This window comes from Marinomonas spartinae (assembly GCF_900089775.1).
GTDB classification, from domain to species: domain Bacteria; phylum Pseudomonadota; class Gammaproteobacteria; order Pseudomonadales; family Marinomonadaceae; genus Marinomonas; species Marinomonas spartinae.
The window spans coordinates 22,330-36,698 of sequence record NZ_FLOB01000002.1 but is presented as its reverse complement, the minus strand read 5'-3'; the positions used below and the strand labels follow the sequence as shown (position 1 = coordinate 36,698).

Sequence of the window (14,369 nt, the reverse complement as noted above, 5' to 3'; positions counted from 1 at the left end):
TCTACAAATAGCTATCAATCCCGTTATTTTGTGGCCGACTCAATCAATAAGATAAGCGGCTAACACTCAGGCACACTTTAGTTAACAAATAGCACCTGCTATAGTGGTATGATTTTTCAGCGAGAGAGGCCACTATGAAGCAAATGCGACAAGACCAATCAAGCGATTTGATTTTTATTTTCGGTCACGATGAGTTAATCATTCACCGACGCTACGAAGTGCTGAGCATCATTAATGACCTGATGCTGGCAATGTGGTTTGCCATCGGTAGTGTGTGCTTCTTTTATGACGGTGAAATACTAACCATTGGTACTTGGCTGTTTTTAATAGGCAGTTTACAGCTGATGATCCGTCCTATTATTCGTTTAGCTCGCAGCATCCATTTGAAAAGACTGCCCGACAACTCGGACAGCTATTGAACAGTAAAAAGGCGACCCCCGCTGGATTCGCCTTTTTACTTCAAAGCACTTTATGAAGATAACTAAATACTACCGCGCCAAGCTTGCTTCAAACCACTTTGGATTTTGCGGGATAGAAGCGATCAGTTTTTGCGTGTAATCATGCTGAGGATTCGCATAAACACTATCCGCATCACCCATTTCCACCACCTTTCCTTGCTGCATCACCATGATTTGATCGGAAATATGCTTGACCACAGATAAGTCATGGGAAATAAACAAGTACGACATCTGAAACTCATCTTGCAAATCTTGCAACAAGTTGAGAACTTGCGCTTGCACCGAGACATCTAACGCTGAAACCGACTCATCACAAATCAAAATATCCGGCTGTAAGGTTAGACAACGGGCAATGGCAATACGCTGGCGTTGCCCTCCTGAAAATTCATGAGGGTATTTATTAAAAGCATTGGCCGTTAAACCCACTTTATCCAATAAAGACCGAGCAAGCTTTTCACGCTCTTGTTTGTCCTTACCAATATGATGGAGCAGCATGGGTTCAATTAAGATCTGCCCTACCGTGAATCTTGGGTTCAGTGACGCATAAGGGTTCTGAAAGATAATCTGCACTCGGCGTTTCAAAGGCTTAAAATCCTCATTTGACATGCTAAGAATGTCTTTGCCTTCAAACAATGCCTCACCTGAGGTCGATTCCAGCAAGCGCATAATAGTATGCCCAACGGTGGATTTGCCTGAGCCAGACTCGCCCACAATGCCGAGTGTTTTTCCCCTTTGCAATTGAAACGACACACCGTCCACAGCTTTTAAATCAATATACCGAAACAGGCCCGTTTTAATTTTAAAGTACTTACAAAGGTTCTTCACTTCGAGGATGACTGGATTACCTTCTTGATACCCCCGAGGACGATCCGCAGGCAATTGATACTCCTCTCCTTGGAGAAAATCATCAATCACTGCCAAGCGCTCAGGACGATACGTTAGACTCGGTCGACAGTTTAACAATGCCTTCGTGTAAGGATGCTTAGGGCGACTAAACACCTCTTCAATCCCACCTGACTCACAAATTTCGCCATGACGCATCACCACAACGTTATCTGCAAACTCCGCGACAACCCCAAGATCGTGGGTGACAAATAACACTGACATGCCATGCTTTTTCTGCATCTTAGCAATCAGTTCTAAAATCTGTTTTTGAATGGTCACATCCAAAGCGGTCGTCGGCTCATCAGCAATTAATAGTTTGGGCTCACAAGCGATGGCGATGGCAATCATCACCCGTTGTTGCTGACCACCAGACAGTTCATGGGGATAGGCATGAATACGACTTTCAGGATTCGGTAGCCCCACCTCTGTCAGCAAATCAATCGCCTTTTGTCGTGCGGCTTTTTTGCTCATGGATTTGTGTTCTTGCAAGGTTTCAATGATCTGATCACCTATGGTAAATACGGGATTCAACGAACTCATTGGATCCTGAAAGATCATCGCAATATCGCCGCCCCGCAGACGGCGCAGCTCCTTTTTGCTCATGGCTAATACCGAGCGACCATTAAACTCAATACAACTGTCCTGATCGATCACGGTATTTGACTCAGGTAACAACCCCATTAAAGCGGTCGAGGTGACAGATTTTCCCGAGCCGGACTCCCCCACCAGTGCTAACACGGTATGATGAGGAATATCAAAACTTATACGTTTAAGGGCTTCAAAATAACGACCGTCTTCCATTTTGAAGTCAATTTTTAGGTTACTAATACGGACTAATGGCGTTTTCATATTCTTACCTACTAACTCACTTTGGGGTCTAGAGCATCACGAAGACTGTCGGTCAACAAACTAAAGGCGGTGACTAGCACCGACATAAACACGGTAACCGTCAGCATTTGCCACCAATAACCTTGGATCAGCTCGGCGGGTACTTCCGCTAACATCGCTCCCCAACTGGTTTGCTTAATGCCCACTCCAAAGCCCAAAAATGACAACACTACTTCCGACTTAATCATCCCCACGGTAAGAATCGAAAATTGCACCAACAAGATATGACTCACATTGGGTAAAATGTGACGAAACATTTTGCGAGTTTGCCCCGCACCAATAGCGTCTGCCGCTTTGATATAGTCTCGTTCTTTGTGCTTCATAAATTCCGCTCTCATTAAACGGAACACATAAGTCCACGATGTCAAAGCAAATATAAGAACCAAAGTACTAATACCGCGGGATAGCACCGCCGCAAAAGACAGCAATAACAGCATGTCGGGCACCGACGTAAAGATGCTATAAAACCACATCAGCACATCATCCACCCACTTACCAAAATACCCAGCAATGGCACCTAAAATGGTACCAATAACAATGGCACAAAATGCCCCGAGTAAGGCAACTGAAACAGAAACCGAGGTGCCTTTAATGGCTTTTTGCAACACATCTCGTCCTTGTCCATCGGCGCCTAAAATCAGTGTATCTTTTAGTGTCGTTGTTTTGCTTGCATATTGACTTTCGTGCTTGTCGGCTTGCGCCATCAAAGCCGCCAGCGGATCAGGTGCCGCTGCCGAATTATCATCATCCACTTGGTCTGCGCTGCTACTGGTAGCGGCCACTGCATTTACCTGAGTACCTCGAGGCTCCCAAGTCGCAAAGGTCGGTGGCGCATTCGGAACGGCCACATCTGCACGCCAATTTTCCCCAACCAGCCCCATCCAGCCTGCGGCACAAAGTAGTAAATAAAAACAGACAATCAGCAAGCTGATCATACCGACTTTGTCTCGTTTTAAACGCTTCCACGCAAGAGAAGACAAGCTTTGGGCAGGCACTTGCGTCTCAACCTTCTCTTGATCAAGAGTGAGATTGCTATCTTGATTCATTATCTTCCCCTTAATTCAGTTTCACACGTGGATCGATCCACTTATAAAGTAGATCGGCCAGCAAATTAAACACCATGATGGCAATCACCAAGTAAATGGTGATGGCTTTGATGACGGGGAAATCACTGGAATTGACCGCTTTTAAAATCTCGTTACCCAACCCTGGAATACCAAAAAAACGCTCCATTAAGACCGAGCCGGTAATCATATAAGGTAAGGAAGACATTACACCGGTGACGATTGGTATCAACGCATTACGCATCACATGTTTTAACATGACTTTGCGCTCAGACAACCCCTTAGCTCGGGCCGTACGAACGTAATCCTGGTTCATTTCTTCAATAAAACAACTACGGTAAAAACGCGTGTCCGGCGCCACGCTTACTGCGACACCGATGATTAATGGCAGCGGAATATACAGCAAAAAGTTTTGCCAAAAACCATTCCCCCAGCCATACACGGGAAACCACTGCATTTTATAAGCAAGGAAATACTGGCCCGCGATGATATAGACCAAAATACTGATCGACATGGCCACAGTAGAAATAATGGTCACAGCTCTGTCGTAAATACTGCCTTTGTAATAGGCAACAGAGGCGGCAAACAACAAAGAGAAAAATAAAGAACAGAGCTGCCAAGTCAGCAACAGCATCACAGATGGACCAATACGAGTACGGATAATCTCTGACACAGGCTGTTGGGTAGACCAAGATGTCCCAAAATTCATCGTCAGCACTTGCTTCACAAAAATCAGGAACTGCTCAGGTAAGCTTTTATCCAAGCCAAGTTGAGTCCGGATACTCGCGATGGTCTCGGCACTCAGGCTCTTGCCTGCCAAAATATAGGATGGATCGCCACCCACCAAAGTATAGAGGGTAAAAAGTAGCAACATGACCCCCAGTAAAGTAGGGATCATTTGCCACAGACGGCGTACAATATAAGAAAGCATCATCACTCCTAAAGAAACATAAGCGTATGCCACAATGCTTTATATGAAACACGCTCCATAAAAAGCATTACAGCACCTAGTACATCAAAGGAAATGATTACTTTTTAATTTCAATATAACGCCAGTAAGTCGTCAGAGGATTAGGCTTAAAGCCATAAACATCAGGGTGAGCCAGATAATTCCAAATACGCGTATCATCGAAAATATAGGGTTGATACTGAGCTAGCATACGATTCATCTTATCATATAGCTTCTGACGTTTTTCACCATTTGGTAGTTTCAGTGTCTCTTCATAGTCTTTATTGTAAGCAGGTAAGTTAAAACCCGAGAAGTTGGCATCGCCCTTATTTGGACCATAGAACATCTGCATAAAGTTTTGGCCGTCTGGATAATCTGCCGACCATGACATGCCCCACATTTGCAGTTTACCTTCACGGTTCGCTTTGGCCAGTTCACTCCAACGACCGACTTTAAACGTCAATTTAATTTTCAGGGAGTCAAAGGCCTGTTGCCAGTATTCATTCCATTGGCGATCAATCGCCGTAGAGCCCGTCGCCAGTTGCACCGACAAAGGAGAACCATTTGGTTGGGTACGGTAGCCATCAGGGCCGATTTTATAGCCCGCCGCATCTAACAACGCATTAGCTTTGGCTGGGTTAAAGTGAACGCCCATTTTAAAGTTTGGATTATAACCCGCCACTCCTTCTGGAATCGCATATTCCACGGGTACTGCTTGCCCACGGCGAATACGAGCAATAGTTTCATTACGAGGGAAGGCCATGGCTATCGCACGACGCAAGGCGATTTTTCGCGGGGTATAGCCGCCTACTTCAGGATCGTCCATATTAAAGAAGTAAAAAGTAGTTTCTAATTGTTTTACCGGCTGTAAATGAAAGCCTTTATCGGCATATTTTGGAGCTAATTTTACATCGGTTGGATTCTTCGGATTCATTACCAAGGCGTCTCTTAACGCAGGCTGTGGAATCTTCACAACATCCAGTTGATTATTCAAAAATGCCAACCAAGTGGGCTGCTCTTCAAGAATAATATTGATGTTCACCTGCTTCACTTGCGGAATGATTTTGCCATGCATTTCTTTGGCGACTTTCATCGAAACAGGATCTTTTGGATTCCCTTTAAAGTTGAATACCTCTTTGCGGAAATTGGGGTTTGCCACTAACTCAATTTTACTACCCGGCTTCCACTCTTTCAGCTCATATGGGCCCGTCCCCACAGGGTGAGCGTTGGTATTGGCTTTATTGGCTTCAATCACTTCCCGCGCGACCGCACCAAAAGAAGGCATGGCTAAGATAGTGTCAAAATTATAGTTCACATGGGTGAGATTGATTTGCAGTGTGTATTTGTCTAATGCTTTGATTCCCTCGATCTGGGTATCGTAATTCAAGGGGCCATTACCCGCCGCCTTCTCTAATTTATCCATTCCAACAAACTGACCTTCGACTAGGTAGCTTTGTGGGGAGTTGATGGTTTTATCCAGCATACGCTTAAAGGAGTAAACATAGTCAGCAGCTACCAACTCACGCTTTTTCCCTTTAAAGGCAGAATCAGGAGCGAAATAAATTCCAGGTTTGATCTTAAAAGTATAAGTCTTACCGCCATTGGTAATGGTCGGCATCGCTTCAATGGTATTAGGTATCAACTTATAAGGTCTGGCTAAGTAGTCGTAGGTCATCAAAGGGTCATAAATATTCTCAACTACTTGAAGAGAATAGAAATCCGATATCTTAGCAGGATCGAAGCCTGTCGCCCCAGCTTGAAGAGCTATATTTAACGTCTCTTTTGGAGACACCGCCAACGCCATAGACGAACTCATGGTAAGAGTTGCCATAAGGACGACTTGTACTATTTTTCTCATTATGAACATTCCTCGTTTACATAGGCAAAAGTAAAAAAAGTGAAATTTGTAACAAAAAGTAGGCAAAAAACAAGCCAATAAAACCAATAGTTTACCATTTTTTTCACAATACCGGCCTATAGTTACAAAGAACTTGGCCATTCGGTCAAGAAAAAACCAACCAGTCTTTTAAAACCAGCACAAAACCAAAGGCTCCGGGGAATCTCAGACTCACCCCAATAAAAATAAAAAAAAAGTGAAAATTTTATTTTTGTTTATTCATTAAATACACATTGTCCCCTTACTCACTCAATACCGAATGTTAAAATATTGTTACATAACATCACACTATCTACCCCATTTTGGGTACTTTTTATACTTTTAGACAGCCCATTGTCTACTACGGGCTCTATGAACAGACAGGGAACTTAAACCAAGAGTCATACCATGCAGATTAAAGCAAACGAGAACTATACGACTATTTTTGACGACTCACTGATCTATAAAAGCTTCAAAAAAGGTCAAAAAATAGAAAAGATCAAACACCAAGGTCAGTCTGTTTGGGTTAAAAGCCCTGAGGCAACACACTCGCGTCTATTTCATCGGTTGATAGCTCGTGTCACCAAGTTAACACTTCTAATGCCTGTTCAGAGTAAAACACCGCAAGAGAGCCTGGTATTTGAGTCAACAAAGTTACAGACACTTGCCTCTCTTGGGCTGCCTGTTGCCACCGTTTTGGAACAAACTGAACACTTTCTCTATCTGTCTGATACGGGTACCGATCTGCGTCGCTATTTAAAAAAAACAGCATTGAGCCAAGCGGAACGAACTGACATCATTTTAAAGGCACTCAATGTGCTAGCCAGTATCCATAATGCAGGCCATTATCATGCTGGAGCCCAGATAAAAAATTACACAATCGATCAACAAGGCGTAGTGTCAGCAATTGACTTTGAAGAAAGCTTCGCCGAGCACCAAGCGTTGCTTGATATTCAATATCGAGACGTTTTTCTTTTCTTGATGTCGATTAGTCCATACAGCGACCACGAAACCTTTCAGCATGTGATCGACAGTTATTTAAGCATAACCGGCAAACATGAGATCAAAAAAAAGCTTCAATACGTTGCGGATAGAGCGAGACCTTTGATGAAAATACTTGCGTGGCTTGATAAACACAACAAAAAGCTTAGCCGAGATATCGCTAGTACCTACAGCTTACTGCTGTTTTTAACAACACTCTAACTCTATTGACCAAGGAAGCAGGAAACAACTTTTCCTAAGTGACATTAGATTCCTGCTTTCAAATTCCCCTTCCCACCTATTCATTTATAAACAGCTAAAAAACACACTTTTTATAATAGTTTATTGTGTTAGCTGACAAAAAAACATAATAAAAAAACAAACCGAACAAACACAAAAAATACGTTTAATAAAAATCTAACGCCAGAGTAAAGGTTTAACATCTCTTCCAATCACACCTTTAAGTTACAAAATCAATAAAACATCAATTTCACAGGATAAAATACCCCCCTACTACTAACACATATTAATCCCAAAACACCTTAAAGAAGCAAGAACAATAAATTTTATTAATTAAGCAATAGCTAAAATATATTCATGCCCAAAAAGCCTTATGTTGATATAGAAATAAAAAAATAGTATAGTAAATTTTGTGCAAAAAATAATCAAAGGTGTAGGATATGGATATTGAAAATATACAAAAAAGTAATAGACATACCAATCTATTTAAATTTTCAAGAAATCCCCCTCTTCTTTATGTGGCTAGTGACTATAATTTGCTTCTTGTCAGTTATCATTCGCTTAATGTTATTACTAATTATGAATTGATGAATAGATTTATGGAGGAAAATGGGCAAAAAGGGCTGGTCATTTTTGATGTTCCTAAAAAAAGTGATACATTAAGCCTTAAAGAATGGCCAAAGCTGAAAGGGATTTTTTTCGACGATGCAGAAGAATCACTATTTGAACAAGGCTTTAAAGCAATTGAAAAAGGAGAACTTTGGTTTCCTAGGTCAGTTACTGATGGTTGGATGCGACAGCTACTTGAGAATGAACAGCAAACTACATTACGTTCTAGTAATTTAACACGCAAAGAAGTTAAAGTGTTAAATTTACTTTACTCAGGCTTAGAATGTAGCGCTATTGCTGATAGTTTATTCATTTCTGAAGCAACAGTACGAGTTCACTTACATAAGATTTATCAAAAAATTGAGGTAAAAAATAAAAATCAAGCACGACTCTGGTGTAAGAAAAATCTAAATAAACTTAATAATTAAGAGGGCTTATCTGAAAACGAATTGTGTCGCTATACTCACCTGCAGCTTGTCTCGTAAAGTTAGCTAAACGGACGCTAAGTTTTAGTAAAAAAGTGTTTTTATCTTGATAAGAGAACACTCTCCTTTTATCTTGATGTAAATCCATCCATTCTCCATCTAAATATAAAAAGTAATTGATAGCATATTTATTTTTATAAGTATTATGAACTAATCTACCATGATTCTCTGATATGATACGCATTTCAATATTTGAATTTGTCACTACTTTAAGGGTTGGCAGCATATTATATTCTTTTCCAGAAACAAGTTCTCCTAAATTAATTTCACCAATTGAACTATTATACCCTAACATTGAAAGACTTGTTTTTGGTAATATTGTTTCTTCTATCTCAAATTCTTGATTATCTAACAATTGATTATTCTCATTATAGAGTTTTAATTTTAATCGATCTGAATACACTCCAGCCTTAATGGGTGTGCCACTTCGGATAAAAAGCTCTATTTCTGAATAGGAATTGATAAGGTTTAACCGCGTCATTGATGAACTAACAATTTGCTGTATATTGCTTCTTATTTGATAAGGTACTATCTGATATTGACCTTTTAACTGCGACTGGTTCTCAGTTGTAAGAATGATATGCAACGGATGACAATCATTGGAGTTTATAACAGTAATTCCAAGTCGCTTTCTCGCATCACTATGCTGCTGCGAATCGTAGCTCTCAAAATCATCATAAAGATGCTTCACATCACCAAATTTAGCATTACATTCAGCATAAATAGTTTGTGAAAAAAGCAAAAACAATATCAAAATAGAGAACTTATTTATCTCTTTAGTGTACATAAATCACTCCTTTTCTTTGTAACTGCTCACCTTTTTCTACATTAATAATAAAAGAGGTGTCATCAGAATTTTTTAATTTGACCTGATACTTACATGGCATTAGTCCAGTTAAGGCGAATTTCCCTTTTCTATTGGTAAAGAAAATATATTCTTTCTTTTTCTTATCAGTGGTACAAACAGCTGTTCCTACTTGCAAAGAGAAAGGAGTTTTTTTATTATCTAATACGGTGGCAATAACAGTAATATTAGCGGCACTACCTATCACAATATTATAGCCACTTCGATAAGGAGGATAGAAAGAGATAATCCCAGCTCCTATATCATACCCTGGAGCAATATCATCAACATCGACAGTCACACTAGAATGGTCATATGAACTAACATCATTTAATAAAATGGTATCGAAATCTTCATTACTGGCTTTGTATTTACCGTTTGAACGGCCTAAGACAATCTTTTTATTTTTTAAAGAAGAATGTGCTTTGACTAAAGCAAAGCTATCATAGATGGGCCTGCCAACCGACCAATCATTTTGAGCAAATGCAATACTTGAAGAAAAACTAAGACGGCTTTGATGACGTGACGATTGAGCACTAAGCTGTTGATAATAACTAGCATGATCGAAACTAGTTAAAAATCGATTTCCTGTATATTGAGTGTTCAAATCAAGCATGGCTTTATCTTGTTGATTTTTCTCTACACCTGCTCGAACATTAAATGCTCCCACATATCGACGGCTGCTATTTTGTGTATATTCTAAACGTGTTCGACTTCTTTTTGATTGATATAATGACCTTAGTCGCTTCGCTGTAGCAATTCTATAGGTCAAAGACAGATTAACTCTCCATCCATTTTCTCCATTTGTTTGCTCCCATTGACCACCTATATTATAACGCCATTGGCCATTTAAAAGATCCTGAGAGAAATTCACCCCAAAATTTTTATCAAATTGATTTTGATCATAAGATCGAAAAGCATTAGCAAATAAAGATGTCTGGAAGGTAGGTGTATTAAAAAAGCTATAATTTACTTGAAAAGTATGTTCTTTAAACCTATATTCATCACTCAAATTCGGCCTGTATCCAAGAGATTGAAAGCCTTTGGAAGCATGTTCGTAAGCGAAGCTAAACGCTTTATGCTTTATACTATTATCAGTAAACGTACTATACACTAACCGATAAGCTCTCCCTTTCTCTTGATCACTCATACTAAGTGCATCTTCGAAGGCAAACAAACCTATTTCAGAAGCAAAAACATGTTTAAAGCCTATTTGTTTTATATATTTATCAGCCTGAAAATTAGCACCCACACTCCAGTTTGTTGAAATACCATAATTAAGATATGAACTTATCAATGGCTGATCGTAGAAATATTCCAACCTATTATTGAGTTCAGATGGAATACCTAGAAACAACTCATATTTCAATTCATTTTGTGCTAATAAGTTCAGCCCTGTTGTCACATCAAACTTGATGTAACTAACTTTTCCTGCAGCATCCGTTATTTTTAGCGTAATATTATTATTTCCTTCATTTAAAGGAATATCATCTAGAGAGTAAACACCAGAGGAAAGATTTAGGCGAGAGACTACTTGATCATCAACCATTACTTCGACTGAAGAAGGGGTTTTTAACGTAAAACTCCTTGATGCGCTCGGTCTAAGAACCCTATCAGATACTAACGAGTAATTATGAGCAATTGATAAACCTAACATACGAGAAGTAGACTGAAAATAGCTTCCCGATGTATACTTATCTCCCAATGTAACCCTTGTACCGTTAGAAGGAAAATCATGAATTAATCTCGTTCCAGTACGTTTAATACTAGGATCATTGGCCTCATCTGTTGGATAGTATTCCTCATCGTTTTCCAGCACCCATCTATTCATATTGATAACCATCTCAGAGCGAACTGCCACTTGCTCATTAACGACATGATCAGATTGACTATTTTGATACAAATAACTCGAATATAAATTCATATAGCCACTTAATGAAGCAGGATCTGCGGGTTTTAACACTCTAGGATCTGACTTCAAACTGATACTTTGTGGTCGAATTATTCCTACTGGGATGGATAGATTAAGAGTAAAATCATTCAGGTCAAAATCTACCTTAATATTGATTTGTTTAAACTCGACTTCTGATATCAAACCTTTTTTTTGCTTGCTTGAGAGAATGTAAATATAATTCTGATATAAAATTTTTGAAAAAATAGGCTTCATCTCACGCCATTTAAACAAGAGTTTATCATTAGGTTCCACGATTAACTCTATTTTCCCTATTGGATTTTTGTTGACCATAGCCTCAACACTCAGTTCAATCCTATTTTTTGTTGGATTTATCTTTGCAAACACTGAAATAGAGAAAAATATTAAAAAAAAATACAGTAAAATATTCATATCACCCAACCAGATCAATATGAAAACCATATAAACCATCTTTTTTTACCGACTTTGGTATTGGTAACTTAATCAACACAGAGCAATAGGGAGGGAAAAACACATCATAACCTCTCTCTTTTAATTGGTTCTTATAATACTCTCCTACCTTAATATTTTTTTTCTTTATTTTAATATTATAATCGCTTAACCTTGCTGCTCCGGCTCCTCTATTGATGACCCTAGTAATCAGATACCCTTTCTCTATATAAGGTTTACCGATTACTAAATCTGGTTTTAGTGCTTCTTGATCAATGTGAATGATCAAATTTAAATTCATCAATATTCGCAACTTTGAACTTTCAGCTATACTGATGCTGTTGATACCTTCTTCTATCAAACTAACTTGATACGTTTTATCCATAGCAGGAAACTTGTCACCAAGCCATCTAAATTGAATTTTTTGATGTTGTCCTGATTCTAAAAATAAAGATGGTGGAAAAACCCATAGAGGAGAATTATTTAACGGTATCAGTGCTGGTTTATAAATACCTGCTTTATCAAATTTCACTTCATAAACTTGAATGTCAAATGCAATATCTCTAGGAAGATCGTTATATATAATGCTAAAAGGAGCTGTTTTTTCAGGAGAGAGCGTTACCACCATTGGTGTTATTTCTATTGCAAAAACTGGAAAAATAGAAATCATCAAAAACAAAATGAACGATCTCGCTAATTTATACATTATAGAACCACTTCTAATTCACTATTGTCAGCATTAAATTGTGATGGAACTTTTATCGTCACTTCACAATTTGAATTTGGAAGCAATAGTTTACCTGTTAGAGCTTTATTCAGAGATTCACCATCGAGCACCATTTTTTTATCTTTATTTTTTATAATCCATTTTGATTTTGACAGCCGGATATATTTATTACCTTTATTTTCAAGCATCACATTCCAAGAATCGCGAGCTGACTGTTGCTTACCTTTGATCACTAACTTAGCTTCAGCCTCTTTTGGCACAACATTCAGTAATGTTTTAAAGCTAACAGCCATACCGACACCTGACTTATTCAATGATCCTAAATCAACAACTACCTGGTTTATCGCAATACGGTACGCCTTAGAAGCTGACAACAAAGGATCTCCTATGTAGCGAATAATGACGGATTGACTTTTTCCTGGTGGGATAATAGTGGTCAAAGGAATAATTAAAAAATCATCTTCATTAGGCTTTAATGTTTCAGTTCCGCTCTTACCTATCAATAAATTATAGGCTGATATTTCAATGGTGAGAGGAACATTAGAGTCATTTAATACACGCATGGTTTGTTGCGATTGGCTACCTGTTGGTTGAACTTCAAAAACCATCGGTTTTACCTGAAAGGCATAGGCTGAGTAGGAAAAAATAGTATAAATAAAAAAGATAACGTATCGCATAATAATATTTCCTAAGATGAAAAAAAAGGCAGTATAAAACTGCCTTTTTTATTAGATTTTTAATTCGCTGTAATGGATAGCATTAGCTGATCTGTATAGTTACCAGAGTAAATTGCATCCTGTAGAACCGTTAATTTAATTTTTCCAGAAATGCCAGCGGCTAAAGCTGAAGAACCAGCTTGACTTTGAGAGGCAACCTGATCATTGGAGCCACTCAATGCAGTCAAAGTAAAGTCATATGGATTAGCCTTTAATTCCGCTTTATAACCAATACCCGTTCCATCTTGGCCATCTACTGTTTGCATATGACCTTCTGATGAAGTAAGCGATACGGTTGCGCCATCTGGATCATTACATTTAACCGTAAAGTCAACGTTGCTGACTTGATCTTTTGCTAGGGTGGTAAATAATACAGATGTATTCGCGGTTTTCACTTCACAAATCGAAGGGACGGTACCACTTACTGAAACGTTTTCTGCGAATACGGCACCTGAAGATAATGTTGCAATTGCTGAGAGTATGATTAACTTTTTCATTTTCGATATTCCTTCATTAATATGGCTAGAATGATTATGTCTAAAATTAACCTTTACCAGACGCCACCAGATACAACAGATGGAGTCATTTCTATGCGTAAAACATCCTGATAGTTTCCCGCATAAATTAACGGATCCAAAATTTTGAGCTGCAATTTTCCTGTGCGTTTAAATAAAATATTATCAACGTTAAAAAACTTTCTTGTTTTCAAATTATTAGCAGATACAGACATTCTGTATTTGCTTCCAATAATTGAAAACGTCACGCTATAATTTTTTACTTGAGTACTTTGCTGATGGCGCAAGCCACCATTTAATGATTGCATCGATACTCGCATAGGTGAATTACAGTCAATTATTAGATCCGTGCTTGCAAGGCCAGTTGAAGAAAGTATTAAGTTATTATTGACGGCTGTAATACTACATTTTGCTGGAATATAGCCAGCTAGACTCAAGCTTACATTGTCACTGCCATATGCTGTTAAAGCATAGAAACATACTAATAACCCAATTCGTATTCTCATCACTACCATTTCCTTTGGGTCGTCTTGCAAACACAACTGGATCTTAAATAAAAAAAATCCGTTTAGTACGTTTCTATTTGTTTATCAATCTATGATCAGGTAAGAATCTTTTATTAAGTTATTTCCTATCCCCTAAACAAAAAAGACAAAATCACTAAAAACATAAAAAAAGACAAATCTTACAAAAATAAAACCAAACAAATTCAGAGACTTAGTAATGCAGAAATAATTTATTTAAAATAAAAAGGCTAAACAAATAAATTT

General features: G+C 38.6%; 13 protein-coding genes. 3 read left to right on the top strand and 10 right to left on the bottom strand.

All coding sequences use genetic code 11. The annotated features are described in order from the left end of the window. The first annotated feature begins 134 nt into the window (after positions 1–134). Positions 135–419: a YrhK family protein gene (locus MSP8886_RS04300; protein ID WP_067013130.1), complete on the top strand. Its 285-nt coding sequence runs from the start codon at positions 135–137 to the stop codon at positions 417–419. A 69-nt stretch (positions 420–488) separates the two neighbouring features. Here the strand turns inward: MSP8886_RS04300 and MSP8886_RS04295 are convergent, their stop codons facing one another. From MSP8886_RS04295 to MSP8886_RS04280, 4 genes are all read right to left on the bottom strand, one after another. Further along, the gene (locus MSP8886_RS04295; RefSeq protein ID WP_067013128.1) at positions 489–2,192 is read right to left on the bottom strand and encodes an ABC transporter ATP-binding protein; all 1,704 of its coding nucleotides are present in this window, start codon (positions 2,190–2,192) and stop codon (positions 489–491) included. Positions 2,193–2,203: 11 nt separating this feature from the next. Beyond that, the gene (locus tag MSP8886_RS04290) at positions 2,204–3,277 is read right to left on the bottom strand and encodes an ABC transporter permease (protein WP_067013127.1); all 1,074 of its coding nucleotides are present in this window, start codon (positions 3,275–3,277) and stop codon (positions 2,204–2,206) included. A 10-nt stretch (positions 3,278–3,287) separates the two neighbouring features. Next, positions 3,288–4,229, bottom strand: a complete 942-nt coding sequence (locus tag MSP8886_RS04285; RefSeq protein ID WP_281197665.1) for an ABC transporter permease — start codon at positions 4,227–4,229, stop codon at positions 3,288–3,290. A 94-nt stretch (positions 4,230–4,323) separates the two neighbouring features. Next, positions 4,324–6,102, bottom strand: a complete 1,779-nt coding sequence (locus MSP8886_RS04280; RefSeq protein ID WP_067013123.1) for an ABC transporter substrate-binding protein — start codon at positions 6,100–6,102, stop codon at positions 4,324–4,326. A 426-nt stretch (positions 6,103–6,528) separates the two neighbouring features. Between MSP8886_RS04280 and MSP8886_RS04275 the strand changes: the two genes are divergently transcribed. Continuing rightward, the gene (locus MSP8886_RS04275; RefSeq protein ID WP_067013121.1) at positions 6,529–7,323 is read left to right on the top strand and encodes a BUD32 family EKC/KEOPS complex subunit; all 795 of its coding nucleotides are present in this window, start codon (positions 6,529–6,531) and stop codon (positions 7,321–7,323) included. Between the two features lie 458 nt (positions 7,324–7,781). Continuing rightward, entirely contained in the window at positions 7,782–8,378 is a 597-nt protein-coding gene (locus tag MSP8886_RS04270) for a LuxR C-terminal-related transcriptional regulator (RefSeq protein WP_067013119.1), read from the top strand. Here the strand turns inward: MSP8886_RS04270 and MSP8886_RS04265 are convergent. Genes MSP8886_RS04265 through MSP8886_RS04240 form a run of 6 tightly spaced genes read right to left on the bottom strand, consistent with a single transcriptional unit; the run spans position 8,368 to position 14,105 of the window. Beyond that, the gene (locus MSP8886_RS04265) at positions 8,368–9,222 is read right to left on the bottom strand and encodes a hypothetical protein (protein WP_067013117.1); all 855 of its coding nucleotides are present in this window, start codon (positions 9,220–9,222) and stop codon (positions 8,368–8,370) included. The two genes, MSP8886_RS04270 and MSP8886_RS04265, sit on opposite strands and share 11 nt — an antisense overlap. Further along, positions 9,212–11,623 (bottom strand): fimbria/pilus outer membrane usher protein, encoded by a 2,412-nt coding sequence (locus tag MSP8886_RS04260; protein WP_067014420.1) that lies wholly within the window; start codon positions 11,621–11,623, stop codon positions 9,212–9,214. The genes MSP8886_RS04265 and MSP8886_RS04260 overlap by 11 nt, the downstream gene beginning before the upstream one ends. Before the next feature lies 1 nt (position 11,624). Continuing rightward, positions 11,625–12,347 carry a hypothetical protein gene (locus MSP8886_RS04255; protein ID WP_067013115.1) on the bottom strand — a complete coding sequence of 241 codons (723 nt, stop codon included), beginning with the start codon at positions 12,345–12,347 and terminating at the stop codon, positions 11,625–11,627. Next, positions 12,347–13,045: a fimbrial biogenesis chaperone gene (locus MSP8886_RS04250; protein WP_067013113.1), complete on the bottom strand. Its 699-nt coding sequence runs from the start codon at positions 13,043–13,045 to the stop codon at positions 12,347–12,349. Before MSP8886_RS04250 ends, MSP8886_RS04255 begins: the two co-directional genes overlap by 1 nt. Before the next feature lie 59 nt (positions 13,046–13,104). Next, a complete protein-coding gene (locus MSP8886_RS04245) occupies positions 13,105–13,581 on the bottom strand; it encodes a hypothetical protein (protein WP_067013111.1) in 477 nt (158 codons plus the stop codon). 53 nt (positions 13,582–13,634) lie between these two features. After that, entirely contained in the window at positions 13,635–14,105 is a 471-nt protein-coding gene (locus MSP8886_RS04240) for a hypothetical protein (RefSeq protein WP_067013109.1), read from the bottom strand. Positions 14,106–14,369: the final 264 nt, after the last annotated feature.